Consider the following 25,769-nt stretch of genomic DNA (forward strand, 5'->3'; position numbering starts at 1 on the left):
CGTTAGCCCTATCGTCAATGATTACCCCGTAGCCTTGATCTTAGAGCAACAGCAACCGCCGCTCTTAGGTCCGTTTTGCGAAGTAATTCTGTACCCTTTAACCCAATAAGTATTGCCTTGTTAGACTTCCGCTCATCAACAAGTACTGCTTTAATACCACATTCTTTTAGGCGTTCGTATAGCTCGATTGCCTTATCATACACGGCAGGAGTTGATCCTATTCCTACATAGACGTTGTACCCTTTTATGCTACAAACTTGTAAAGCAAATTTTTCTAAGCACTCACTACAGATCCCATAATCAATTACGGTACCGTGGGCTAGCACTACATATGCGAGAGAGTTTGAGCCAAGATCAATACCTATGACTGTTTCTGATGAGGGTCCTTTTAAGGCTTGTAGTACCTCTATTAGTGCCTTTAGCTTATTTGATGTTTCAATAAAGAGTATTTCACAGTGCGATGAAACAGTCTCCTTTAAGAGATCATCATCTGTTATTACAATGGTGTTTTCATCGCACAAGCCGTCTAGTCGGCGCGGTTTCTTTATTTCTAGACCTAGAGCATTAGCTAGCCTTAGGAATTTATGGGCTAACTCGCTATCACGTAACCAGGCAACTACTTGACGCTGCCTTGTCAGCCGCAAACCCGTATACCTTTAGTCACCCACAGGGGAGGATATGTGGCTCTCTGCAAAAAATTAATGAAGCTCGTCAAGTGGCCGGGCTTATTAACGATATATGGTGCTCCAGGCTCCGGTAAAACAAACATAGTGCTTACATTTCTTAAACAGTTTTGTAAATCAAAATGTATGTACGCATCAACGAATACTGCGCTAATTCCTCAAAGACTTTATGAAATCGGGTTCAAAGACCGCATGGTTGATATAATTACCCTTCATGACTACATAGATTTAATTAGACTTGTATTGCTAAAAGACATACATGTAAACGATATTATTGCAATAGACCCTATTAACACATTTGCACGTGAAGGTGGGCCTGGCTACAATGCAGTTGCGTTCTCTCTTGCCGTGCTGAGATACTTGTCCGATAGACTAGGTTTACCTATTATTGTGACAGCGGAAGTGCATCTCGCTAAGGATTCTGGCGATATCAGGCCCGTTGCTGAAAAACCTATTATGCTCTGGAGCCATAACGTGGCTCGCCTGGAAAAAATAAAGTCTGGCATATATCGCTTCACTTTGGAGAAACCCTTGAAGGCTACGTCATATTTCGAGATCGTGCCAAGGGGTATAAGATGGCTACAGTGCTGAGCACTTTGGAGTCAATCCTTGTTCTTATTCCAGCTCTAGCTGCTAACGGCTCACCGGTTCTACTTAAGTCAAAGGGCACACCAATAGATGCCAACATGAGGTTTTATGATAGAAGACCCCTTCTTGGGCCAGGGAAGACTTGGGAGGGGCTGCTTATCGGACTTATATACGGCTCCATAGTTGCGTTCTTGTTCTCAGCAGTGACTTGCAACATCTTGATACTATTCGGAGGTATACTATCCTCACTCGGAGCTCTACTCGGAGATATACTGGGGGCATTCATTAAGCGCAGGCTCGGATTAGAAAGAGGGGCTCCCGCTCCAGTCCTTGACCAGCTTGATTTTTATTCAGGAGCTCTCCTAATGCTGTATGCAAGAGGCTTAATAGTAAATCCTTTGATAATTGTCTCTCTGGCACCTATAGTACTGATACTCCACAGACTAACAAATATCGCCGCACATAAGCTCCGATTAAAACCGGTACCTTGGTAACAATTCAGCTCCCAACAAAAATACAGAAAACTATTAGTCAAGAAAACGCGACAAACACGGATACAATGTCATTTAGCTTCTTTACCCATGGATAAAAGCTTCATCTTATACCGGTACGCAACATACTTATCTTCGGGAGAGAATCGAGGAGGATGCGGCACCACTAAGGGGCCGCCACATACGGGGCACTTATCTCTGCGCAGCGTGTATCTGCCGCACACACTACATTTCCTCATAAGCCACTGCACGATCATCACCTCTCATTGATTATTGAAACTATCGGATTTTTACCTGCGTTCGCGGCTAAATGCAAATTCAACTCCGAGAGTTTTTGCCTCTGCTTTTGCTTTCTCTAACGCATCTTCAAGCGCTTTTTCTATTGTCTTGTAATCATATGCCTCTAGTTCGAGTTTATACCTCGGCGCACCTATCGTATATAGCCTAGCACTTATATCCTTTGAATATTTTAGAAGATTGTCTTTAAGTGCCAACAAGACTTTTTTAACTCTCTCAACACCATCGCCTGCCCGCGAGGTCGCAGTTATTATACCTTCTACTTTCACTCTCTTGACATGCACATGTCGCTTCACTTCCTCGAGAATTGGGTTTATCCATTCATCCGGTATGTTTGCGGCCTTCAGTGCTTCGGGACCGCGGATGACTGCCTCCTCGAAAGCAGTCATGAGGTCTCCGTAGGCTTCCTCTAGTTTTCTGCCCACAATTTCATAGGCTTCTTCAAGTGTTCTACCCATTTTTTGAGCAATTATCTCTAATATTTTTAGGGCTTTTTGTTCACGCTTCCACTGCGCCATCTTTCGTTTTCTTTCACTATCTGTTACTCTCTTGAGGGAAACATCAACTGTTTTCCTTTTCCGATGAACTCTTATTACTTTCACAACCACTTTTTGGCCCGGCTTAACAACATCATGTATGCTTCTAACCCACCGAGAAGCTACCTCGCTCCAAGGAAGGTATGCCTCGATGCCACCATACTCGTCAAGGGTTAAATAGGCGCCGTAATCGTATACTTCTTTTACTGTTGCTACAACTAGCTCGCCTACATCAGGTAACTCTTTCTTCTTTATCACCATGATTTATCACCTTCCTTTTCCCGTATCGTTAACGACTTATGAGCGAAGGTTAAAATAATGATGTGAGAAGCATGCAGCAATATGTTGCTTTTTCGCAACTACTCTAATACTGAGCCACAGTAGTATTTCACTTGTACCAATTCTATATCACTATGCTACTGCTGTGATACAAATATGATGCTCTAAAAATTATCCAAGAACACGCACTACTTGGCCAAGTATCTTTGCCTTTCCACCGGTTGGTTCTACTAGTTGGGCCCCGCACACTAGACAGCGCACTGGGAAGGTCGCATGACTAAATACTACTTGTTCATTGCCACATACAGGGCATCGGACTAAGAGGAACCTACTTCTGGGCTGAGGTACTAGAATCTTTAGACGTTTCACCATGTAGGTCTCACCTCACTTCGACGAGCTCTACCTTCTTAAGCCTAATACCTCTACGATGGAGTATATATCCACATTTTTGACACTTGAGCTTGAGTACAACCTTTTTGGTTACCTTAGCAAAGCGTTTTTGCTCTGGCTTTCTTTTGCTACCATAACCTTCCTGCTTTCTCCTATATCTACGCTCACCTTCTGCTAAGCTGCGACGCTTCCCATGTTTATATATCATAACAGTATGTGGCGTATGTGTACGGCAACGCGGACAGTAAGTCACTATTACCTTTGGTACCTTCACTGCCTTCTCCCCCGGCTTGCTCTGTAGTACCCTCTTCTGCTCTCCGCGCTTAGCCCAACTTAAATTTAGAGCCCTTTAGCCTCTATGAACTTCTCTAACCCGGTATAAAGCGGCTCAGCAAACCCACCAAGTATGAGATGGACAGCCTTTTCTTTTTCAACACAAGCAATAGAGCCAGCCCGTCTCCGAATACCTCTTAGCGATGCATCCATGGTAAAGCGTATGAATAAACACTTATCTGAAGAGACTATCATCCCCATAAGATATTTTGAGACAATTTCCGACTCTTGACGACCAAGCCCGGTTGCAGAATAAATGGCCTCTGACAAGAGCCTCAGTGCCTCTAGAACCATTTCTGCATATTTGCCCAGGATGCCGACATGACCATAAGTATTCTTGTCCAGCAATGTCCTAGAAAATACTTGTCTAAACTCTTGAAAACCTGGCTCGATCTCCTTTAGACCCTTACCGTCTCTCATCATGGCGTTTATAGATTCAAGTACTATTTGAAGCCCAGTACTATTTATTGACAATCGAACCACACCTCTTCAAATGGCTCCTATTAGACAAGTAGTGCTAGGCCCTTACTCAAAAAGTATAAAGCAAGTGGAGCATCTAGGCGTGGTCTATCGTTTTTTCTAAAGCGTATACGGTTTCCGAGAATCCTTATCTGGGGGATATCTGCAAGTATCCTTACTCTTATCGGCTCTTCGTTAATGAATGGAGATAGTCTTGGCGTCATCCTGAATTTTTCAAGCTCTTCCTCGCTTAATGGTTTAACAGGCAATAGACTCTTACCGTGAAGGCTGAGAGGAGCACGAATAAGTCTTGATACATCTATTGAGACTTGCTCATCTATTTCCACCGATATATATTGTCGTGCCTCATGCTCTAGTTCCTCAAAAACCTCATCGTATTTTGACAAGTCTTTTTGTAACAATATTTTATTCGCGATACTCTTTAACTTTCTTTGGTGTGCAAGCCTATACATGATGCGCGCTATTCTACCCCTTATCCCAGCTTCGTTAAAAGATGGCAATATTGGCATAGGTTTGGATCGCGTGCTAAGCTTTGTCCAAGGCATTAACGTCTTCTCATCAATATCCACGGCCTTTATATAGTTCACTATTTCTCTTCTAACATCACTAGAGCTGCGAGCAAGATCATGACTATCGTCTAGATAAGCAGTTACGTGGAATCCTCTATTACCAGAAAATTCTACTGATATACTATTCTTGTCTATTCCTAGCTCATAGACGAGTATGTCTTTTAGTATTATTGCCCTAAAAGCTGCTTTTTCAATACACTCGTCATCTACTAATTTAACTTTTTCATCATCAATGTTAATTTCAACAACTTTTTCTTTGCACTCCGGTAAATGGTCTGCATCTATATCGAATACTAGATCAGAGGAACGCCATCCTTTCTGATCCATAGATGGTGCTTCAGGCTCATTATATCTTGCAGAAGAGAAGTAGAAATGACGAGGGGCCTTCTCTATGAGGAATTTCCTAATCTCTTCAATACTATGGAAAGACATGTGCCGTATGTAGCTCTTGCCGTGCCATGTTTGTGCGGCGAATTCTCTCAGCATAAAATCCTTTGGTATTATTGGCATAATTTTTCTGTAATATGTCCGGGTTATGTTTTCAAGAAAGCGTCTTGTTTTGACAAAGACGTCTTCAGGCATCTTGGTAGCCCTTATAAGGCATTAAGGTGATATTGTTATATTATGCTATAAAAATTAAGCTTACTCTACGCGTGGAGCGATAAGGAAACTGAATTTTGCTCCCTGAGGTATTTCGTGCTCTATTAGTGCTGGCATCTCGCTACTGAATCTTATTGTTATAGTATCGGCTACACGGGCTGCTCCCGATAAGTCACTGAAATATTCTAGGGTATACATTGAGGCTTGTGTATCCTCAACGGTCATCTCCAATATGCTTCCACTCTCCATAGTGTATATAATCTCTGCTTCAGCTAACTCGCTCGATGACTGTACCCTAAACTCGTTATCTGAAGCCACAAACTTTATGACATCGCCTACAAGTTCAACGTCCTTTATAGTATCTCTATAGACGTCGCTCATAACCTTAACATTAGCCTTAAATTCTAGCTCTGGTTCAGGTATTTCTTCGGTAGTTATGTCAAGAAGGGGGAGTGTAAATTCTCTATATCCTTTGCCAACGAATGCAAACGATATTGTGTTAGTATCGGCACGTATTTCGAGCTTATCTTCTTTACGTGCCCTTCGTAGAACCTTAGCAACGTCCTCGAGATTCACTCCGAGCTGATACTCTTTATCAACCTCATATACTTCAAAGGATTCACGAGGAAAACTCATATCAAGTAATATTACATGCGAAGGATCCATAGCCCTAAACCTAAAACCTTTTTCTGGGTCAACAACGAAGACGCCTTCCTCTATAACCTTCGATATTGCTGATACAAGGTAGCGCCACACTCTTGCGTCAAAGAAGACTAGCCTCAAACTGCTCCCCAAGTCTAGTATGGCTCTATTAGTTGGCTAGAAAAGGTCTATGCATAAAAGACAATAAAACTATATTCTAACAAGTCTATTTACTGCTCTTATAGCATTCCTCCATAAGCAATCTAGATTCGCTTAAGCCAGCCTGTATAAGTCTATACATTCGCTCAATATAGGGTCTAGACGATACGTGGATCGGCGTACGAAAGTACGCTTCTTCAACGTCTTCAAAGAGCTTTTTAAATAGCCTATGGAAGTACTCTACTTCGAAACAAAAGTCTCTATCGCTAATCATACTCTCTCCACACATAGCCACATCTTACACATTTGAAGAACCTCGTAGGCGGCTCATCAGCTCTACGTGTTTGTACAACCCAGTAGTAAGCCTCATGATATCCGCAGCGCGGGCACGTAACCCTTGTCTTCGGCATTGCTTCCCAGTTAATATCCTTAGGTATGACGACGAGCCTTTCTTTCTCACTATGTTCTATCTTCTGCTTAAGTACTAGGGATGAACCTCCTCCAGATGAGTCAACTTCCTCGGTATAGCCGCAGCTTGGACAAACCCACATGCGTTTCCCATTCACCGTTTTCAAGACCATTAGTGAGCCACACCGTGGACAGAATCTCAAGGCTTTGCACCTCTAGTACTCTTTTTGGCTTTCACTGCTAGATTACAAGTGTAGCCAGTAAACATAATCGGATAAACTCCTCCTCTTATCGTTTACTCTAAGCTGTTTAAACTATAAGCTATCCTTATAATTCTTTAATTTATCAGTGAGAGTACAGATCGATTCGAGAAAAACACTAATGCATTCTTTACATTTTGAAAAATAAGCATCAATTTCTACCGGCGTGAGGCATGTACGGGAAGCAAGGCGCGGAGGCCATATTAGGCGGATCTCTTTGAAAACACTTTGCCTAGATATTTCTGAAATAACCTCGTCCTCGCTACCTCCTATAAGGATATATTCTACGCGAAAAGGACCTCTAAAAACTAATGCAACAACGTTATCATTGCGCTGTAAAGACTCACAGTTATGAATGAATAGGAGTCTAGCTTCTCTCTTCGCACTTAACATTATTTGCTAAAACCTCTTCAAGTCTCTGCCTAAACTCATTAACATCCTTTATAATATCGCTAAGGACTTCTTCTAAAACGTCAAGAGGGTCGCGTGAACCGTCGGTTGTAAGCACTATAACAGGATTACCTATTAGCGGATGAGAGATTATGTAGGAGGAATAGACTACGCCTTTCTTATGTATCGCATACTTAGCTATTAGATTCGCTATTGTATGGTCCTCACCAGCAAGCTCAACTTCTATCGAGTCCTTTTCCTTCTTTAATATACGAATACTTGTTGAATCCGTAAATGCCTCTACACTGCTCATTTCCTACACGCCCCGCTTATTCGAAACCCAGCTCTGCCCCCTTAAGCATCACTGCTACTTTGCGTAGTGCCCTACGCCATTCTTCTCTCAAAACTATGCCCTCATCGCTCTCCTCCAGGACTCTAGTAGAAATACCATATTCTATTACCTTCTCTGGATCTACATCAAGCCCCGCAGCAATTGCAGCAACCATTCTTTTAGCAGCTGTGCCTTTAACGCGAAACCTTATTTCATCAATTATCTCTGCGATCCTCCGTGCAAGTTCTACGACGACACTAGGTGGCGCATTGGTATATAGCACTTGTTTATCGTCGCTAAGTCTGGCATCATATCCTTTAAGCTTTAAGGCGTAGACTAGTGACTCTGGAGGAAATGTTCTGCCAGCCTCCTTTACTATAGACTCTATAAGTGCTTCCTTCTCGGTCTCAAGCCTATAGAGTTCCCAAAGATCTTGTAGGGCGTTTCTAACCCTGTTCCATGAATCCTTTATCTCAGCCTCTGTTCCGACTATCTCTATATATGCACGTCCTCCTCGTATGCTAATTTCTGCGTAGGGTGCACGTATACTGCTGGCAATCTTATCATAAATCTTTTCGATGGAAAGCTTCGGCGGTACTGATATGACGTAAAGCTTCCTTTTAATAACCTTCCTCATTTCCTCAGCATTACCTCTTTCTCTTTTCTTCCAATACGTAGTGTATAGCTATTCTACGTTTCTCCTTATTTCCGCACCGCTTACATACAAGATAAGGACTTCCCGGAACCTTGTAAAGAGGGGCACCGCAAACAGAGCAATAGGCTAATATTACGCCGTCTTGGGGCCGCTTTATTGAGAGCACATAGGGAGAGCTTGGGGAAGTTACAGTTGCTCGTATGAAGTCACCTGGCTTGACGAATTCGTATATACTTCTCTGTGACGGATTATCGCTAACTTGTGACACGTGTAGGACGCCAGTAAAGAATCCATTAAAGGGAATCATACGTTCATCAGCGAATATCTTTACTAGTGCGAGTTCTTCCCGCGGTACCCCCGTTATGACGCCATAGACTACTCCACCTTTCTTTGGAAGTCTAGGCTTTTTTCCTAGTGGTCTTACGCTTATCTTTCTAGACACGAAGTCTACTTCAACAACACCGAACTGCGCTGCCCTAATATATCCATTGTCGACATATACTCCTTCGCCTGGAATGAATTCCTCTATTGTGCAGAGTATGTCTCCAGGGTATACTTTCCTGCCAACGATATCTGCCAGCATGCTGCTCATCCTAATTACACCCGCTTAAACATCAATAATGCAGACTCAACATAATATACACGCCGTACATGCCCTTCATACATAGCAGGGATTGGGAACCTAAAATAGTCTTTAGCTACAAGCTTGTAGCCATACCTCTCCATGAATTGCTGAATGTACTTAGCATTTCTTTCCCCGCCATGATGTATAGATATTATTGTAATTGGGTTTAGCCCCATAGCGTTCTTCAAGAAAAGAGTGTCTGCCCTCCTCTTAACAATCCCGAAAGGTGGATTCTGAAGGACACAGATTCCTTTGTACCTTGGTTTACGCAAGGGTAGGGCATTTACATCGGCTTGCACGAAGTCTACAACGAGGTACTCATATAGAGAAGATGCCCTCGCATCCTGAAGTGCATCATAATCTATCTCAATGCCGATACCATATAGCCCGAGCATTGCAGACGCATAAATGATCATTCCAGTGCCTGTACCGAGGTCAACTACAATATCACATCCTACTCTATTAGCCCATAAAGCCATTTCTACTGCTATCTCGGGGGGCGTTCTATATTGCTCCAAATGCTTCTTTGGCCTGGAAAAACGGGGCACATTCTTCTCAAGAACTATAACTATATCGGATAGCTTCAAACGATCACCTAAACTCGCTACCACGGAAACGTGTAGCGCTCTGATCCAATTCTGTTACTTAGCCATAAACGCGCCTCGGCTGGCGTGAGGACTGGTTTCCAGTAATCCCCTAGATCTTCTATAGCCAAGCGCGGACATGAGGTCACGACAAAGGCGTCATAGTCGTCTGGACTAAGGTTATCAAGGTATTCTTTCGTGACGTATCGCGCATATATTCTTCTTACATAGATGCCTCTCTTCTTCGCCAACGACTCGATGAAATTAGCTATCCACGGCCGATATTGTCCTGGGAGGAGGCCAGCGATTACCCCGACTCTTTGAGCATTCCGCAGCATATTGAATAGCCAATATCTTTTAGCAAGAATGCCTTGAATTTTTCCTCCTATGTCTTCAATGCTGTTTGAATAAGGATCTGCCCGGAGAACCCTGCCCTCTCCTCCAAGTGCTAATCCGAGGCCAAGAGCGTGAAAATAGCCGCCTGCGACAACAACATAGGCGTCTACAAGGTTTTCAAGCCTTACTAGTCTGTAATAGTAGCAGCCGAGAACCGGCTCCACGGCCCGGACAGAGTACCCACTCCTTGAAAGCTCGAGAGCAAGCTGCTTTGCAAGAGACTCGTGCTGGACAGAGTATCCTACCGCTATCCTCGAATTGGTTCCTAGTAACTCCTTTATCAGGGAGGCCAGCTTTGATGGATCTCCGCCTATGTATTCGCCTGGAACAAAGTGAACGAGCTTGTTAAGATAGTTTTTCGCAGAGTAGCTACAATTGTTGCCAATACATATAGGATATGCATATGGGCCGTGGCCGAGGTGCACTATGAGCACATCATTGCCGATATATTTTACATCATCAATACTAATAGAGCACGAACCAAATACTGGCTCAAGCTTTAAGCCGATTTCCACTCTAATATCATTGCTTAGTAGGCACTTTTCAAGAAAATCTGCCAGCCTTCGGGCAAGCCGAACGAAGCCTTGAGGAGCCTCAATATACACATGTTTTAATCGCGGATTAGCGCGCTTTATTCTTTCAACGACACCATCGAGGTCAAATAGATAAGAGTCAACTATGAACTTGCAGCCAGTGGTACCCAAGGCTAAGCACGCTTTATAACTACAAGGTACAAGAACCATACATGACTAACTATAAGCTTGCTCAAAAACATACCAATATTGAATATGGGTCAGAGAAAGAGTTACTGGCTCGCAGATTTCTGGAGCTCAGGCTTTAGCGGTATAATCCTTATTCTACTCGGCAGAGGTAGCTTGGACGCTCCTCTGCGTAATGCTTCTTTAGCGTGGTCTAGGTGTTCCTTGCGCACTCTTACCTCTAGGACTGCTTGGCCTGGATAGACACGGGCCGCTGTTCCAACAGGTTTACCGAATGCTTGCCTCATACCCTCTTGCAGACGGTCTGCACCAGCAAACGCCATCATTTTATGCTCGCGTAGAACGTGGTGCGGATATACACGTACACGGAACAAGTAGTTCGTGTCGCCAATAGTTGTTGAGAGATACTTGTGAACCATTACACGCGCTGCCTCAAGGGCGTTATGCCTTATCTGCCCTCTCTCCATCACGTATAGTTCTAACACATAATCATAATCACCGTGAGGGTTACCCATAGTGAACTTCTGGATCTTGGGCGGCGGTACACCATGGATATACTCCTGCCTTGTATAGGCTGGGCCGGAGAACGCCTTGGCCCTTCTCTTAGTAAAGCATCGTGCAGGCTTCTGTGGCATAACCCAGCGCCCTCCTTAGGTAATTCCCTGCTCTAGGCTCCTATTAGTGTACCGAGGTAATAAAGATAGTTGAGAAGGATGCTATTGCTGCGGCGAGGCAACAATTATGTGAGGATGAAGATTACCGTGAGAAACAATTCTGTCCTCTACTATACGCCATCTATTCTTTGACACAACTTCTTTTACTACAATGTGCTCCGTTGTTATCAATGCTATGCTTTTTCTAACAACACTTACTGCCTCTTGGAGGAAGTCACGATAAACTCTCCTCACCTCATGCGGGCTCCCTAACCTTATACCATAAGGAGGGTTTGAAACAACAACATCAGCCTCATCTATATAGCTACTCAGCTTCCTTGCGTCTCCCACAATGAAGCGTATGCGCTGATACACTTGCGCAGCCTTTGCATTGAGTTTTGCGCCTCTTATGTGACGCGGATTCTTATCCATACATATTATCTCCGAGTCTTCAAAGAGATACGCAGCTTCTATAGCAACAGTTCCACCACCACACATAGGGTCAAGTATTACATCTCCGTCTCTTGCCCCTGACAACACTAACATGGCATAGGCAAGTGTTGGCTTGAGCGCCGCTGGATGATCATATATTCTATAACCACGCCGATGCCATGAAAGGTCGCCTCCAAGTTCAATAGAGACTAGGACATCCTCATTTATCACATCAACAGCCACTATTATTGATGGGTAGTCAAGGTCTACTGGGGGTCTTTCAGAGAAGGCCTTACTAACAAGCTCTATAACAGCGTCCCCAGCTACGCGTGCTATATCAAGCGAAGTGTACTCGTGTAACCCGCTTCGTTCAGCCCTTATAGCGAAGGACGTTAATGGGGTTATGTATTTAGTTAGATCGGGATGCGTAACTACTTTTTTCAGCCCGTTCAAGCATTGTTGCTCAGCGCATACCTTTCCCCTGGAAACAAGAATTCTTGCACGATGGATTGAGCGAAGAGTTTCGATAAGTTCAATGCTGTCTCTAGGAACCGTCGCAACAACTCTTCCAAGTCCCTTACGAATATCTATGATTCTTGCCCCAAGTTTTGCAGATATTTCATCAGCAGCTATATCTTCTATGCCCGGATTTGTTGTAAAGATTACCTCAACCATACTCATTTCCTTCACCGCACCTTTCAACGAGACGTCTTATGCGCTTAAATAAATAGTAAAGCATCGACGCTTCTCCGATGGTTAGCTGAGATTTCCACAACAGGTGTTTTACTGCTGCCAACACGTGAGGTTGACGCTCCTTATCAATTATGTTTGCAACAATGTTTTCGATGACCGAGTACACTCTTTGTATTTGTTCCGACGGAGCAGATTCATGTAACCGTACTTTTCTAAGGGCTCGCCAAAGCTCGTAGAGAACTATCGCTACCGCATGGCTAAGGTTAAGTACTGGATATTCAGGGTTTGCAGGTATATGTATAAGTAGATGGCACTTAAGGATCTCTTCCCGTGTAAGACCTACACTTTCGCGGCCAAACACGATAGCTATGCTTTTGTATCGAGGTGCTATTTCTTCTGCAAATTCTCGTACATCGACAGCGTGCCGCAGAACGTCACTCTTTTGACCTATTTTTGCACTCGTACAAGCAGCCACATCGACGCCGGCAAGCGCCTCATTAAGACTGTGAACAACTTTTGCCTGGTCAAGCATATAGGCTCCATTGGCTGCGAATCTTCGAGCTTCATGACTTTGAGGATCTACCTTTGGATTGACAAGGAAGAACTCATCTACGGCAAAATTTGCTGAAAGTCTCGCTATAAATCCTAGGTTTATTTCGCCCTCAGTACCTACAAGTACGAGCCTTATCTTGTGCTCCGACATATAATCACCGCCTTTATATCTTCAAAGAAAAAGTGCTCGACGATCTCGCTGAGAGAAATCCCGTTGCACAACATATCCCTAAGTTCTTTATCGTTACCGCTGAGAGACGAGTATACAAGCACCAGGCAACCCTTACCGAACTTTTCAAGAAACAATGCGAGTGCGCGTTTTGCCTCGCGCAGGCCACCGCTCCATGATAACCCGATAAGACCTTCATCGCTTACCGGAAGATATGGCGTGTTATAGACGATTATAGCTGGTTTTCTCGTGCTTCTGAGGCAAGTCATGTTGTCGCACTGGACTATATCTACGTATGCGTCAAGGCCTAGTTCACGTATATTGAGCCTTATGCATTCTATAGCGCAAGGATTTATATCAATCGAGATGCCATATTTCTCGAACATTCTCAGACAATAGATCCCTAGTATGCCTGTGCCGGCACCTATGTCGACACATAGCTCTGGGCCGATGTCTTCCTTGCCGAGTTTCTCAATAGCCTTAATTGCTAGGAACGTATCCTCCGCCGGCTCATACACGTTGCCACATGTATATATGTAATCGTTTTCTATAAAGACCTTGTACATTTTGCTAAACTCGCTGCAAGTGTATCCAATTTGTTTCAAGCCTTTGACCTCTACAATCGTATAATAATTGTTCCCGTTTTGCAACTGCACAACAATTCATGTATTCAATTCCAATATTTCTGTGAAGAAGTTGGGCGGTAATTCATATACCCTCTTATTAGAAAGATCATATTTCTTCACAATACTTTGTGGAATCTCGCCTAGACACTGTCTTGCTATCTTTAGGGCTTTCTTATTTCTCTGCGAGAAAAAGCATCTAGTTACCTCTTCAACCTTGCTTACTACTCTGTTTTTGACACCATTTTTGGGCACTAGTTCAACAATCTGCGAAAACACCTTAGGGCGAGGCTTAAAAGCCGAAGGCGGAACAACCATATGCTTAACGACATCGTAGACTAGTTGCACAAGCACTGTGATTCTTCCATACTTGGGTGTTCCTGGTCTAGCACCGAGTCTATCAGCTACCTCTTTTTGAATTAAAAGAAGCACAGGCTTCTGGAACTCTGAGACAATAAGCCGGATAAGTGGCCCCGTTATATTGTATGGAATGCTCCCGTACGCAGCGTCAAAGCCTTTAAGCCTCAGGGGAGGGGAAAGCGCGTCACCATGCACAGCTTGAAGTGCCTCGGCGATAAGGCTTAGAGAAGAAAGATTTTCTAGCAGCCTAGTATCAATCTCCAAGCCTACTAATAACTCTACATTACATGTTCTTAGGATTTGGGCTGTGAGAGACCCTGTTCCGGGGCCTATCTCAAGAAGCCTGCGAAAACGGCATGCCCACTTAGCAAAAAACGAGCTTACACGACGTGATACGAGAAAATGCTGGCCAAGCCTCTTTCTAGGCCGTATTCCCTCCATAGTATTAGAGTTCCTCGTCCTCTCTTTGCTTACCTACACGCTCATACAATACTTCTAAATAGTTTAGGAACATGGGTGGCACAACATCTTCTCTTTCACGGCGCGGAGGCCGTATAAACAGGTAGTATTTCTGTCCTCCCTTAAGCTCTTCTATTATCCTCTCAGTGATGACTTTAACGGGGTCTATGTGAACACGTTCCTTTATGTCCTCATAGCTCTTAAAGGGCTCACGCTCCCTAGCCTTAATTATCTTTTCAACAGTCTTCTTTCCCACACCCGGCAAGAGTTCAAGACTATGAAACCTGATGTTTATCGGGCCTGCTATGTTAAAGAATTCCACGAAGACTTTTTCCTTTTTACGCACAATTTCCTCCACTATTGTAGGAAGCATGCTCTTGGCGAAAGACGTTAAGTCATCGTACTCTATTTCCGCTTCGACACGGAATATTTTGAGGCGCTTCTCCGCTATAGGTCCAACATAGACTCTCTCTCCTACTTCGAGAGAGGCTCCACGCCTCGGTAAAGCCTCAAGTAGGAGGAAATAGTCTTCACCTATAAGTTGGACTACTGGCTGAGTACGGTGTTTGGGATGCTTATCAGACGGGTTTCCCATCGGTAGATAATCAAGAACGTATGCATACTCCTCGTGCGGCTTACGTTTATGTCGTGAGCGCTGGAAATGTTGTCGCTGCTGAGCCAAAGAATAGTCCCCCTCCTTTTATCTTTGATTATGAAGGAATATAAGCTAACTCATTAATCGTGGATGACTAAGGCTAGAAAGAATTGGTTCTTAACAATCGTGTCATTGATTAGAGTTAGAATAAACATTCTCGAATCGTAATATTTTTAAGCTTATTCAGATTCTTGACAGTATTTTCGAAGGACTTCTAGGGCTTGTTCTATTTTTTCCTCATCATAGCCGCCATCGATGTCGCCAAGAAGTGCCTTTGCTTCTTCGAGCTCTGTCGGAACCGTGTTTATAAGCATAGCAGCCGCGAACTCGCTGAACCCTACTTCTTGTAGCTCTTTGAGCGCCTTTTCCGCGTTCTCTGGGCTACACTTCGAGAATTTGGCAACATACTCGTATGTTCGGGCAACTATAGGGTTTTCATTTACAAGCTCTTTTATGTTCTCGAGTATCTTCTTTGCCACTGGATTAGGCACATAGTTTGAAGATATAATTTCTACCATTGAGTCCACCTTGAAAACTTAGCTAATGTCTATAGAGGCTAAAGCCTGGATAGAAAATTCGCAATCGGTGCTTAGGCTTTTTCGCTGCTCGGCGGCGTTAGTGCTTCTGGCGGAACTGGCCGAAGGTGCTCGGGGCGTATGAAGAGTGTTTTTACTTTGCTGCCAACCTTGACTTGTACTATGTATGCTTTTCCGCGCTTACCAACAACAATACCAACCTTGCCGTGGTATCGTCGATGCGGCATTCCTTTCATTATCGACGGGTTCACGATGATGTAGACCCTGTCTCCCGGCTTATACTCATGCATTAGAAGGCTTAGCGGTGGCACTGCTCCTCTTTCACGTATGTGTTTTTTGAACACCTTCCTTGTTCTATGCCGGTACCCCTTGGACGGCTTCACGCTTGACCCCCGCTCCCGCCTATGTGCACCGGTACGTTATATGCTTGACCGGGAGCAGGTGTTAAATCTTAACACCAATAACGTCAAGTTCTACGCACAAGGCCTTGGCTCCGAGATATTCGGAGAAGCTTGGAGAAGTGTCACCCTCGTCTCCACTTACAAGCTCTTTTATGTAGAGTCCTCCCTCGGCTACGATAATCGCTTCGAAAACATTTGCCGCAAGTTTTCTTGCATCGACACTGTACACTATCCTTTCGCGCACAATGTCTGGGCGACGATGCCTTACCCTACGCGGCGTTCTCTGCCGTATCTCCCTCATCCTAAAGAATTCCTCGAGACCGCGCAACTCTTCATCGGAAATCTCTTTCTCGACAACTATTAGTGCTTTATACACTTTGGCCTTCTTCTGGTCGCTAGACTTAAGCTCAACAACATCCTTGCGCACGGCTTCCCCACTAAGCTCGACACTTACTAGGCCATTCGTGCTTTTCTCGACAGAAGCTGCAGCCTCATGAAGACCGACAAGCCTCTTTCTAGGCCTCTTGAGTTCTACTATGAATGGTCTCCCTGTGCCAAGCATTCTCGCGTCGGCGTCCTCTCTACCCGAGGCATGAAGCACGAGTTCATCCGCGTCGTAGAGGTCTAGGAGAGGGCTAAGAGCCTCCTCAACGCTTAATGGATAGCGTTTCTCTCCTCTTCGCGTAATCCAGAAGGACTGCGATATTCTTCTACTAGTTTTCCAGTATCTTCCCTTGAGGAGCAAGGGCATTATCTGTAATTCTACATCGCCGCCCGGAATATGTACAGCTATCACGACATCGGGGTTCACAAAGTTTGGTTTTAATTCTGTTTTTGCTTGTATAATTTTACTTACTTCACGTTTTACCTCGGAACCTATGGACTCGGCGTGGGATAGACCATAGCGCTGCTTAAGAGTGTCCTCACGGACTCTTATCTTTTCATCTATTTTTGCAGCTACAAGGAAGCTCCGGGTCTCTATGAGGCGGAGCTGCTTAAGACTCTCCTCGCCGGCTCTCTGTATCCATTTATCAAGCTCTGAGCCACAGATATAGCATTTCCGAGGCTCTAGCTGTTTTCCGAAGAGTTCTTCGTAGAGCTTTGAGGCTTGGGGCCCTATATTCGGCGCTAGTTGTTCGAAGAGCCTGGCCGCTTCCTTGTCGCCTTCTCTTATACGCGCATGAAGCCCCATTACTACCAGGCGCTTAATAGCATCACCACGCTCCTTGTTACTCCACCCTCTCCCGAGAAGCGCGAACATCCTGCCCAGGCATCTATCACAGAGAGGATAATCCCTTAGTATAGCAACAGCTTTCTCTACTATATCACAGGCCTTGCTAGCATCGCTTTCTGCACTGTTCATCATTCACAACCATTATTGCTGAGAGGAGCCACCAGGGCTTTAAACCAATATCCTTAACCTCTTCTTCGTCAAGCATGATGCAGTTAGGACATGTTTCCTGCCCCTTTAGGTAGCTTATTATGTTAAGACAGCCCACCTTTTGAGAAACCATCTCGTTATCGACTTTGCGGAGAACGACGCCCGGCCATGGCTTGCCATTCTTAATTGTGTTTATGAATCCTTGGAGATTCTTCTCACCGGGTCTTAGCCACCTAACTCGTTTGCCATCAACGCTTAGAACATATCTCAGACAGTTGCCCCTAATGCGCTCATTTATCATTGCTTCATATGTTACCCAGTATCGAATAGAGTTAGAGAGGAATAGTGCTGAAGAGAGTCCAAGGGCGGCGCGAAGAAATGCTTTCTCATCGCACCGCGTAACGTAAATTACCTTAACCTGGTAGTCTCCCTGACTTGACGAGTTTTTCAAGTATATCCTTCCTCTTCTTAAGTGTCCTCATCATCCTTTTCACCGTCTTATAGTAGTTATAGAGTTCTCTCACGTCGCTTGTTTCAACACCCGCACCTATCGCGATCCGCTTGACGCGTGAGCGTTGTTCAAGCAGTTCAGGGTTATCGAGCTCCTCATACGTCATGGAATTGATTATCGTTATCCACTTCTTTGTCTTCTCTTCACTGAGTTTGGCCGCATCATCGACAGACTCTATGAGGGACGAGATGCCGGGAATCATTTGGAGGACTTTTCTAAATGGTCCCAGCTTGCGTACCTGCTCTATCTGCCTATATATTGTTCTAAATGTTATTTTGCCAGAGAGCATCTCGGCAACGGTTTTCTCGAAGTCTTTTGCGCTTTCAAGCCTCTCTATTCTCTCCAAGAGAGACTCTAGGTCTCCCATTCCAAGCAATCGAGCTACGAAACGCTTAGGCCGGAAAACCTCTATCTCGCTAATATCTTCGCCTGTGCCGATGAACTTTATCCTTGCACCTGTCGCCGCAACGGCTGAGAGGGCTCCACCGCCCTTAGCTGTACCATCCATCTTCGTGATGACTATGCTCCCAATAGGTGTTGCCTCATGGAACCTCTTTGCCAGGTCGTAGCTCTTCTGACCCATAGCCGCGTCTATGACGAGCATGACTTCATCCGGTTTTACTGCCGCCGCAATATCCTTCATTTCTTTCAACAAGTACTCTTCCTCACCATAGCCATGGCGGCCCGCAGTATCAATTATTATCACTTCAGCACCCCGCTTCTTCAGCTCCTCTACTCCTCGCTTAGCAATTCCTATAGGGTCCTTAGATCCCGGCTCACCATAGAACATTGCGCCAGCGCGCTCAGCAAGCTGTCTCAGCTGGTCATATGCCCCAGGCCTATACGTGTCAGCAGCCACAACGCCGACCTTGTAACCCATATCTCGATAAAATTTCGCGAGCTTGCCCACAGTGGTCGTTTTACCGCTTCCCTGAACGCCAACCATCATTATGACGTATGGAGTATAGGGCGGCTTCACCTCTGGTTCGTAGTCTCCACCAAATAGTTTGCTCAGCTCCTCATAGGTTATCTTGACAAGCCATTCTCTCCTACTAACGCCTGGCGGAGGCTCACTCTTCAGAGCCTGCTCGCGAATACGCTTTGTGAGATCAAATACTATCCTAACATTCACGTCAGCAGCTATCAGTGCCTTCTGAAGATCCCTTATGTACTCGTTAATTATGCTCTCGTATGGACCGCTTCGTCTAAGTAACTTGCTAACGGCCTTACGCAGATCCTCGAGCCCCGGCAACTGCTAAACAGCCCCATTATTGTATTCTTACCGATCCAGCAATAATAAAGCTAGAAGAAAAGGAACAGATACAAAGGCCAGAGAGCAATAGAAAGCTCATACAAAAAGACTGGCTCCCTAGCATGGCAAAAAGATTAGCTCTTTGGCGCGCTCCTGACCTTTGCTATATAGTACTTACCCATAACTATCCAGTACTCTACCTCAGCACCTGGCTGTAGCTTGGAGCGCAGATCCTCATCCTTGGGCTTCTCGACCTCAAATGTGTCAAACGTCTCCATGTCCATGATCTGAACCATGTCGCCGAGGTCGGCTATTACTTGGCCAACCCTCTTATCGATTATCGGCACCTCGACGCGCGTGTCAACCGGAGCCACAAGAGTCTTCTTATTGCCCGAGAACAAGCAAACAGCAACAACATGTGCCTTAGCGCTACCATGTTTGCCCGTTTTCGCCTTGCTCATTTCAACTATTCTACAAGGCTCACCGTCTATCACGATATAGCTGCCAACACGTAGTTCTCCAAGAGTCGCATAGTTGACGCTCATACTAATCCCCAAGCTACCTAGCAAGAGCCACGGCCCGCATTTATAGCTTAGCCCCACATCTAGGCAATGATCCACGTTAACTATTTAACCCGGCTAAGGTAGAGGAGAACACCAACATGGTGCCGCGGTAGTATAGCCTGGCCTAGTATGCGGGCCTGTCAAGCCCGTGACCCGGGTTCAAATCCCGGCCGCGGCGCCATCCCTTCCTCCTTACTTCTTAATCGTACTATCACTACAGCAAATACTCGATTCTTTAATCACGGCTTAAGCTGAAAGAGTACCCCGATTCTTTTTGACACTTAGAGCGCGGATTACTACACAGCGTAATAATTCTACTACGCTGTAGAAGAACAATATAGCGAGAAAATAGAAGCGTCTTCCCTTGAGGGATGAACAGCGGGTTGCAGTCCGCACAAAGACGAAAAAGCATTGCTATGGTTGTTGGCCTAATCCACTTACTAATATTTAGTTCTTTCGTTATTGCTGAAAGCAACCAAAGCCGTAACAATTGTGAATTTTACGTTATAGATGCTTGGAAACTAGGTTTTGGAGAAAGAATATTCGTGGAAACCCTGCAAGGTATTGTTAATCGGGATAAGCCAGTTCTATACGTTTCTCACACTCCCCTAGACAAAATGATTGCACTCCAAGTCTTTCAAGACACTTTTGGCTGCAAGCCGATACCAGTTGAGCCTAACCCGGCTCTATTATTAAGAATGTTCTCAGATGAGATAAGAGGGTTAATTATCTACGATGAGAACATTCCCGGGGAAGCATATCTCGCAGCCAGTCTCGGAGGCGTCCTAGACTCCCTACCAGTTTCTCAGTACATGTTAGAAGAGCTTCAACATACAAGATATCCTATTGTTCTTGACTTACGTGGAGTTTTTAACGACACAATTTCTGTACATACATATCTGCTTAAGAATATAAAGATGTTCAACACTTCTTCGATAGTAGTTCTACCTTCGGGAGCTACAGCCTTAATCGATTTCGCTGTAAAATATAGGTACCCAATCGTGTCTCTGAGCCCTATTCCGCAGAAGGCTAAGGAAAGAGAGCTGCTAGACGAATTTCTTAGTAAAATACATGGCCTTTACGTGTATGGGTTCTTTCCGGATGGTGGAGCAGGTGAGTATTATGGTGTAAGACTTGTTAGTAGACACGGGTTTAGCTTAATAGTTGCATCGGACGCGCCTAGTCTTAGTTTTTCTGAATGGTTTAGAGACCACATAGGCAAGTTACCGCGCAAGGCTGCACCAAAGGGGAGACCGATAAATATAGACAATAACGGTATCTATGTTGCACTCGTCGTGAGCGATGGGGATAACATAGCATATTTAATGAATACATTGCCTTCGAAAGAGCGCTGGGGAAATAATCTAAGGGGTACCATACCCGTAACATGGACTATTAATCCCCTTACTGCTAGGCTAGCGCCACATCTACTACTATACTATTTACAAACAGCTTCGCCGAATGATACATTGGTTCCAGGGGTAAGCGGCGATGGCTACTACTATGGCTGCGATATGTCTCTTCGTAGCCTGAAACTACACGCTGCTGCCGCAAAGGAGCTTTCAAAAAAGATTGAAGCCGAATATGCAGTCTTTATCACGCCGGTTACTCGGCAAGTGCTTAATCTACATGCCTTCTATAGGGGCATTATAAGCCCTGTTCACCAGGCAAACGGGTTATGGGGCTATGTTCAAAGCGAACGCTTACCTCTACTCATATATGCTGTTCCAGTTACATACCATGATTACCGAGACGTACTAGGAAAAATTCTATCAATTAAGCAGAGACCTCTGGCGCTCGTGATTTATCTTGATGCTTGGAGCTTCAACATGAACCGTATATATGAGTTGACAAAATATCTGGAAAGCAATGGAGCAAGGATAGTTAACTTGACTGATCTCGTGGAAACCATTAGAACAGCGCCACAGCGCTTCAAAACTCCCTGGTGTAGCATCAAGCCAGAGCCACAAGTCTTTTTGGAACTCAGTAAGGATTACCACCAAGTACGAGTATATAGCTGGATTTCAGGAGAACTTCTTGCAGTCAGCCGTGCAGACCCCGCGATACTCGTAATTAATAATTCTGCACAGACTCTGAAACCTCTTGTACTAAGAAATTCTTCGACAAACATCACGTTAGTATTTAAAACGCCTAGTGCAAAAATCATTAGAATGTACCTTGTTAATGACCAAGGAGTATTAGTGAAAACATTGATAATTACTCAACACCCTATAAGTGTTAAAGTCGTTGATGCACTCCTTGACCAGCTTGACACAATGGCTTGGTCTCCTCACGGACCTCCAGGAGGAGGCTGCGAGGCTAAGGGGCCTAGATATTTCTCGATAATAGGCTCGCAACAAGTTATGCAGAGGCCCTTGGGCCCAGACCCTTACATTCTATGTGAAAATTGTAAAGGGGTAATCGTGTTTGATGATGGTTTTCCTCATCCCAAGGCACTGGCTCTTCTAGTAAAGAAAGCGCCTTATGACTATCTCCTCATAGACGCCTTTAGTAAAGGCGACACGGATAACGACAACGTGTCTGAATTACACACAGTCTCTATAAGTATAAATCTAGAACTAGAACCCGATAATTACGCAGAGTATGATGCGCAAATAATCCCGCTAGGACATGGGTGGAACGCCGAGCTCCCAATACTTAGCCCGCTTTTATTCCATAATTGTATTCTGGAGCCGCTTCTCGAAGATATAATATTTAAAACAGGGTTTTCTAAGGCAATACAATCATCATGCCAAATACCCTTATGTACACAGAAAGCATTAACAGTGACTACAACAATAACGACTAAGAGAATCCAGTACTATACAAAGACGCTGACCACTATAAGTAAAACAACGAGAACGATAACCGTGAAAACTACAAACATATTCACTATTACTAACACAGTAACAATAAACAAGACAATAGTAAGCAACACAACGATTACAGAGCCTGGGACAACAATAACTGTATTCGTCCCAAGCTCGAGCCCAGCACTGCCATTGCTGCTTCTTCTAATAGTTTTAGCAATAGTGCTCGTCTTTTTACAAATAAGGTGTACAAAACATAAATAAATCTTGCCATATAGCTGGTTAAGCAAGCTGTACTCATGGACTAGTTTATAAAGAACTGTAGCAGAGCCAGGGCTATTGAGAAGGGAGTTGATATGCCTATTGACTTTGCAACTACTTTATAATCTAATCCATATATCACTGCCACGACGATATTCATTGTTGCCGGAGGCATAAACGACTCTATTATGAGGCCTCGTATCCACAGTTCTCCTATCGCAGGGTTCACGGATAAGATAACTATTAGCGTAATAATTGGCTCTACTATGAGCCGCCACAGCGTTATCACGAGTACTGGTTTATCTAGTCCGAGTCCGCTTTGCCTAAGGGCAGCACCTACGAGGTAGAAGCTGATAAGCGTGGCTTCAGCACTTATTGTATAGAGGCTTGAAAGCGTTGAAACAACTTGATCCGGACACGTCGTCATGAATCCTCTCGACGCTAGGCCGGCGAGCAGTGCTATGAAGGGCGGGTACGCGATAATGGATCTTAGAACAATCCTAGCAACGCTTCCTTCTTCATTTCTCTTTTCTGCGCGATAGAGTCCCACTATTATCGGCACTATTATTGACGCGTGGATGCTTGCTATTGTCGAGTAAAGGGCTGCTGGGCCGGCATCGCCGTAAAGCATGAGCATTAACGGGATCGGCAAGAAGCCAGAGTTGTGTATTCCTGCAGCAAGGATAGCTGCTCCAATCGTTTTCTCCGAATACTCCCTAAGAATGCGAGGAACGAGTATCGCGGCCGAGCCTAGCGTTAGCCAGAACACAGCTGTGACTAGCACCGCGTACTGTACTATGATGCCGAGCTGCGTAGACGCTACCTTATAGATTATTATGGCGGGTATAAACAAGTAGAGCAACAGCTTAGCAATAATGTTTGAGACCCGGCGCCCCTCCCTTGTCGACCCAAGGATGAAGCCTAGGAAGAAGACAAAGAGTGCTGCAAAGAGCCTCACGACTTGCTCCAACATTTCTGCTAGGTACACCTCGTCCTAGCAATCACTTCCCTTACTCATATCGCAGTTCTATGTGCTCAACCTAGTCAAATGCTACTAGCAATGCGCATCAGATACCCGTTAACGAAGAACACCCCTCTGCGCTATACTCTAGGAGACACTCTTAAACAACATGCTACCAGTTGCGGGGATCGGGGCAGCTGCACGCCATAACTCCAGCCAAAATATATTCAATGCTTGTTTAAGCAGAACCAAGAGTTGGGGATGTGGACCAAGTGATAGTTGTTGGTGTAGATGGTGGCGCTACTAGTACCAAGGTCTTAGCCCTCAGCACAAGCACAATGGAGGCTTCAATAGCTCGTTCGGGCCCTTCAAACCCGGTCAACGTGGGGCCGGAGAAGGCAGGAGAAAACATTGGTAAGGGAGTACTAGAGGCTGTGAGGAAGCTTGGCGCGCGACTGGATGACATAGTGCTAGTTTATGCCGGGCTTGCTGGACTAGACTCTCGTAGGGTCAAAGATGCCCTGGCCGATACAATCAAGCATGCCTCAGGACTTGGGGAGAGACTTGTCTTAGACCACGATGCATACATCTCTCTATTGGCTGCTACTCGGGGAAGGCCAGGAATATTGGTAATAGCTGGGACAGGGAGCATTGTCTTCGCATACGATGGGGCCAGGAGACTGATACTGGGAGACCGAGGCTGGCTCCTCGGAGATGAGGGAAGCGGCTTCTGGGTGGCAAGGCTGGCTTTGAGGAGACTCCGGAGGGCGCTAGATGGGCTAATAGGACATGACTGTATGACGTCGTTTCTTACAAAAAGGCTCGGTGTAAGGGATACCGACGAACTAATGTATTGGTTCTATAACAATCAAGGCGTAGAGCAAATAGCGTCTGTTACGAGATATCTCGCAGAAATAGCGGAGAATTGTGCTCCTGCCAGAAGCCTCTTTGAAAAAGGGGCCCGGTTACTCGCCGCGCTGGCTCTTGAGGCTGCAAAGTGGACTGGGCTGCAAAACGTCTATGTGACGGGGTCCATGTTTAGAAGCAACGTGTTTATGAGTACTTTTCGCAACGTGCTCGAAGCCAGAGGGATATCGGTACACGAGAATATTGTTTATGCGGTGCTCGGCGCTGTGTATGAGGCTTTGAGGCTAGCCGGCGACCCAGAACCAGATAAGGCGTTCTCCAATGAGCTTTACACTGCCGCGAGAAATCTTTACGAGTAACAAATACAGCTATTGCTCGTGATGTTAGCCGTATAGCTCAGGGCGTCTAAGACGCAGCAATGGGAGCATTCTGCGCGCCTCCTCTAGCTCTTCCTTGGAGAGCTCTGCCGCAATGACTTTCTCTCCAGGGCCAGCATCAAGCCTTATCACGCCATAAGGGTCTGCCACGAGGCTCCTACCGGTAAAGTTGTCGCCGTAGAGCACAGGGACTACAACGAACAACGTGTTTTCATGAGCACGCGCCGCGGCTAATAATCGAATCTGGTCCTCCTTTACTGGGCCACGATACCACCCAGCAGGAACCACTACTACGTCTGCACCGCGAAGCGCCAGCGACCGAAAGATCTCAGGGAATCGTATCTCAAAGCATATCGCCACGCCTAGCCTGTACCCATTTACGTCTATAATCCTGCTTAGCTCGTTGCCCGGTTCAAAGAGGTCGCTCTCACGGTACCCGAGTATGTCGAACATATGGGTTTTTCTGTAAACTAGTAACTGTTCACCACTGGGAGACACTAGTACAGCCGTGTTGAAGGCTTTCCTATAGCCGGGTCTCCGCTCGAACATCGTATACAATATGTAGAAGCCGTTCCTCTCAGCGTGTTCGGCAAAGAATCTTGACCAGGGCCCATCTAGTGGCTCAGCTTCATTGACTATATCCTCGGCACGTAGACCCGTAGGGTCAAACATAGAGTACTCAGGCAAGACAACGATGTCAGGCTTATGCTTTGCCGCCTTCTCTAACAACTTGCTAATCTTTCTAGCAGACTCCTCCTTGGACCTCGATGCAGCTAGCTGCACGAGCACCAGTCGGAGCGAGTCCATATCTCCTCCCTCACTCTACGAACAAGAAGAA

Annotated in this window: 32 protein-coding genes and 1 tRNA gene; 5 read left to right on the forward strand and 28 right to left on the reverse strand. The window is 45.2% G+C overall.

Annotation, left to right across the window (positions count from 1 at the left end; all coding sequences use genetic code 11):
* Positions 1–14: 14 nt before the first annotated feature.
* Positions 15–644 (reverse strand): hypothetical protein, encoded by a 630-nt coding sequence (locus SBG41_RS07375; RefSeq protein ID WP_317894909.1) that lies wholly within the window; start codon positions 642–644, stop codon positions 15–17.
* 36 nt (positions 645–680) lie between these two features.
* On the opposite strand from SBG41_RS07375, the gene SBG41_RS07380 reads away from it, so the two are divergent.
* Both SBG41_RS07380 and SBG41_RS07385 read left to right on the forward strand, forming a co-directional pair.
* Positions 681–1,274 carry a hypothetical protein gene (locus SBG41_RS07380; protein ID WP_317894910.1) on the forward strand — a complete coding sequence of 198 codons (594 nt, stop codon included), beginning with the start codon at positions 681–683 and terminating at the stop codon, positions 1,272–1,274.
* Positions 1,259–1,765 (forward strand): CDP-2,3-bis-(O-geranylgeranyl)-sn-glycerol synthase, encoded by a 507-nt coding sequence (locus SBG41_RS07385; RefSeq protein ID WP_317894911.1) that lies wholly within the window; start codon positions 1,259–1,261, stop codon positions 1,763–1,765. The genes SBG41_RS07380 and SBG41_RS07385 overlap by 16 nt, the downstream gene beginning before the upstream one ends.
* 68 nt (positions 1,766–1,833) lie before the next feature.
* Here the strand turns inward: SBG41_RS07385 and SBG41_RS07390 are convergent, their stop codons facing one another.
* The 25 genes from SBG41_RS07390 to SBG41_RS07510 form a co-directional block, all read right to left on the reverse strand.
* Positions 1,834–2,013 (reverse strand): RNA-protein complex protein Nop10, encoded by a 180-nt coding sequence (locus SBG41_RS07390; RefSeq protein ID WP_317894912.1) that lies wholly within the window; start codon positions 2,011–2,013, stop codon positions 1,834–1,836.
* 39 nt (positions 2,014–2,052) lie between these two features.
* Positions 2,053–2,856 (reverse strand): translation initiation factor IF-2 subunit alpha, encoded by an 804-nt coding sequence (locus SBG41_RS07395; protein WP_317894913.1) that lies wholly within the window; start codon positions 2,854–2,856, stop codon positions 2,053–2,055.
* A 189-nt stretch (positions 2,857–3,045) separates the two neighbouring features.
* Positions 3,046–3,246, reverse strand: coding sequence for a 30S ribosomal protein S27e (locus SBG41_RS07400; protein WP_317894914.1), 201 nt, complete (start codon positions 3,244–3,246; stop codon positions 3,046–3,048).
* A gap of 7 nt (positions 3,247–3,253) precedes the next feature.
* Entirely contained in the window at positions 3,254–3,538 is a 285-nt protein-coding gene (locus SBG41_RS07405) for a 50S ribosomal protein L44e (RefSeq protein WP_317894915.1), read from the reverse strand.
* Between the two features lie 65 nt (positions 3,539–3,603).
* Positions 3,604–4,071: a hypothetical protein gene (locus tag SBG41_RS07410; RefSeq protein WP_317894916.1), complete on the reverse strand. Its 468-nt coding sequence runs from the start codon at positions 4,069–4,071 to the stop codon at positions 3,604–3,606.
* Between the two features lie 29 nt (positions 4,072–4,100).
* Positions 4,101–5,228, reverse strand: coding sequence for a DNA primase small subunit domain-containing protein (locus SBG41_RS07415; RefSeq protein ID WP_317894917.1), 1,128 nt, complete (start codon positions 5,226–5,228; stop codon positions 4,101–4,103).
* Positions 5,229–5,288: 60 nt separating this feature from the next.
* A complete protein-coding gene (gene pcn, locus SBG41_RS07420) occupies positions 5,289–6,029 on the reverse strand; it encodes a proliferating cell nuclear antigen (pcna) (protein WP_317894918.1) in 741 nt (246 codons plus the stop codon).
* A 284-nt stretch (positions 6,030–6,313) separates the two neighbouring features.
* Entirely contained in the window at positions 6,314–6,658 is a 345-nt protein-coding gene (locus SBG41_RS07425) for a transcription factor S (RefSeq protein WP_317894919.1), read from the reverse strand.
* Positions 6,659–7,082: 424 nt separating this feature from the next.
* Entirely contained in the window at positions 7,083–7,418 is a 336-nt protein-coding gene (locus tag SBG41_RS07430; RefSeq protein ID WP_317894920.1) for a DNA-directed RNA polymerase subunit L, read from the reverse strand.
* A gap of 16 nt (positions 7,419–7,434) precedes the next feature.
* The gene (locus tag SBG41_RS07435) at positions 7,435–8,073 is read right to left on the reverse strand and encodes a DUF2067 domain-containing protein (protein WP_317894921.1); all 639 of its coding nucleotides are present in this window, start codon (positions 8,071–8,073) and stop codon (positions 7,435–7,437) included.
* Between the two features lie 10 nt (positions 8,074–8,083).
* Positions 8,084–8,683 carry an exosome complex RNA-binding protein Csl4 gene (locus tag SBG41_RS07440; RefSeq protein ID WP_317894922.1) on the reverse strand — a complete coding sequence of 200 codons (600 nt, stop codon included), beginning with the start codon at positions 8,681–8,683 and terminating at the stop codon, positions 8,084–8,086.
* Positions 8,684–8,688: 5 nt separating this feature from the next.
* Entirely contained in the window at positions 8,689–9,303 is a 615-nt protein-coding gene (locus SBG41_RS07445) for an METTL5 family protein (protein ID WP_317894923.1), read from the reverse strand.
* A 17-nt stretch (positions 9,304–9,320) separates the two neighbouring features.
* On the reverse strand, positions 9,321–10,400 hold the full coding sequence (locus tag SBG41_RS07450) for a 2-(3-amino-3-carboxypropyl)histidine synthase subunit 1/2 (RefSeq protein WP_317894924.1): 1,080 nt from the start codon (positions 10,398–10,400) through the stop codon (positions 9,321–9,323).
* A gap of 101 nt (positions 10,401–10,501) precedes the next feature.
* Positions 10,502–11,050: a 50S ribosomal protein L16 gene (locus SBG41_RS07455; RefSeq protein WP_317894925.1), complete on the reverse strand. Its 549-nt coding sequence runs from the start codon at positions 11,048–11,050 to the stop codon at positions 10,502–10,504.
* A gap of 81 nt (positions 11,051–11,131) precedes the next feature.
* Positions 11,132–12,181: a methyltransferase domain-containing protein gene (locus SBG41_RS07460; RefSeq protein ID WP_317894926.1), complete on the reverse strand. Its 1,050-nt coding sequence runs from the start codon at positions 12,179–12,181 to the stop codon at positions 11,132–11,134.
* Positions 12,168–12,896: an RNA methyltransferase gene (locus SBG41_RS07465; RefSeq protein WP_317894927.1), complete on the reverse strand. Its 729-nt coding sequence runs from the start codon at positions 12,894–12,896 to the stop codon at positions 12,168–12,170. The genes SBG41_RS07460 and SBG41_RS07465 overlap by 14 nt, the downstream gene beginning before the upstream one ends.
* Positions 12,878–13,519, reverse strand: a complete 642-nt coding sequence (locus SBG41_RS07470; RefSeq protein WP_317894928.1) for a methyltransferase — start codon at positions 13,517–13,519, stop codon at positions 12,878–12,880. Before SBG41_RS07470 ends, SBG41_RS07465 begins: the two co-directional genes overlap by 19 nt.
* A 57-nt stretch (positions 13,520–13,576) precedes the next feature.
* A complete protein-coding gene (gene rsmA / locus SBG41_RS07475; RefSeq protein WP_317894929.1) occupies positions 13,577–14,338 on the reverse strand; it encodes a 16S rRNA (adenine(1518)-N(6)/adenine(1519)-N(6))-dimethyltransferase RsmA in 762 nt (253 codons plus the stop codon).
* Between the two features lie 4 nt (positions 14,339–14,342).
* Positions 14,343–15,038 carry a DUF655 domain-containing protein gene (locus SBG41_RS07480; protein WP_317894930.1) on the reverse strand — a complete coding sequence of 232 codons (696 nt, stop codon included), beginning with the start codon at positions 15,036–15,038 and terminating at the stop codon, positions 14,343–14,345.
* A gap of 152 nt (positions 15,039–15,190) precedes the next feature.
* A complete protein-coding gene (locus SBG41_RS07485) occupies positions 15,191–15,529 on the reverse strand; it encodes a hypothetical protein (RefSeq protein ID WP_317894931.1) in 339 nt (112 codons plus the stop codon).
* A 71-nt stretch (positions 15,530–15,600) separates the two neighbouring features.
* Complete coding sequence (locus SBG41_RS07490) at positions 15,601–15,930, reverse strand: 50S ribosomal protein L21e (RefSeq protein WP_317894932.1); 330 nt, start codon at positions 15,928–15,930, stop codon at positions 15,601–15,603.
* Positions 15,931–15,991: 61 nt separating this feature from the next.
* Positions 15,992–17,311, reverse strand: coding sequence for a tRNA pseudouridine(54/55) synthase Pus10 (locus tag SBG41_RS07495; protein WP_317894933.1), 1,320 nt, complete (start codon positions 17,309–17,311; stop codon positions 15,992–15,994).
* Positions 17,286–17,780: an RNA methyltransferase gene (locus tag SBG41_RS07500; RefSeq protein ID WP_317894934.1), complete on the reverse strand. Its 495-nt coding sequence runs from the start codon at positions 17,778–17,780 to the stop codon at positions 17,286–17,288. Before SBG41_RS07500 ends, SBG41_RS07495 begins: the two co-directional genes overlap by 26 nt.
* On the reverse strand, positions 17,743–19,092 hold the full coding sequence (locus SBG41_RS07505; RefSeq protein WP_317894935.1) for a signal recognition particle protein Srp54: 1,350 nt from the start codon (positions 19,090–19,092) through the stop codon (positions 17,743–17,745). The genes SBG41_RS07500 and SBG41_RS07505 overlap by 38 nt, the downstream gene beginning before the upstream one ends.
* 134 nt (positions 19,093–19,226) lie before the next feature.
* Entirely contained in the window at positions 19,227–19,637 is a 411-nt protein-coding gene (locus SBG41_RS07510; protein ID WP_317894936.1) for a translation initiation factor IF-5A, read from the reverse strand.
* 121 nt (positions 19,638–19,758) lie between these two features.
* On the opposite strand from SBG41_RS07510, the gene SBG41_RS07515 reads away from it, so the two are divergent.
* Positions 19,759–19,836 (forward strand) — tRNA-Asp (locus SBG41_RS07515).
* A 202-nt stretch (positions 19,837–20,038) separates the two neighbouring features.
* Positions 20,039–22,729, forward strand: a complete 2,691-nt coding sequence (locus SBG41_RS07520; RefSeq protein WP_317894937.1) for a GxGYxYP domain-containing protein — start codon at positions 20,039–20,041, stop codon at positions 22,727–22,729.
* Positions 22,730–22,769: 40 nt separating this feature from the next.
* Here SBG41_RS07520 and SBG41_RS07525 read toward each other — a convergent pair whose 3' ends face one another.
* Entirely contained in the window at positions 22,770–23,699 is a 930-nt protein-coding gene (locus SBG41_RS07525) for an AEC family transporter (RefSeq protein WP_317894938.1), read from the reverse strand.
* 260 nt (positions 23,700–23,959) lie between these two features.
* Between SBG41_RS07525 and SBG41_RS07530 the strand changes: the two genes are divergently transcribed.
* A complete protein-coding gene (locus SBG41_RS07530; RefSeq protein ID WP_317894939.1) occupies positions 23,960–24,913 on the forward strand; it encodes a BadF/BadG/BcrA/BcrD ATPase family protein in 954 nt (317 codons plus the stop codon).
* 24 nt (positions 24,914–24,937) lie between these two features.
* Here the strand turns inward: SBG41_RS07530 and SBG41_RS07535 are convergent, their stop codons facing one another.
* On the reverse strand, positions 24,938–25,738 hold the full coding sequence (locus tag SBG41_RS07535; RefSeq protein WP_317894940.1) for a carbon-nitrogen hydrolase family protein: 801 nt from the start codon (positions 25,736–25,738) through the stop codon (positions 24,938–24,940).
* Between the last annotated feature and the right edge of the window lie 31 nt (positions 25,739–25,769).

This window comes from Pyrofollis japonicus (assembly GCF_033097485.1).
Taxonomy (GTDB): Archaea; Thermoproteota; Thermoprotei_A; order Sulfolobales; family Pyrodictiaceae; genus Pyrofollis; species Pyrofollis japonicus.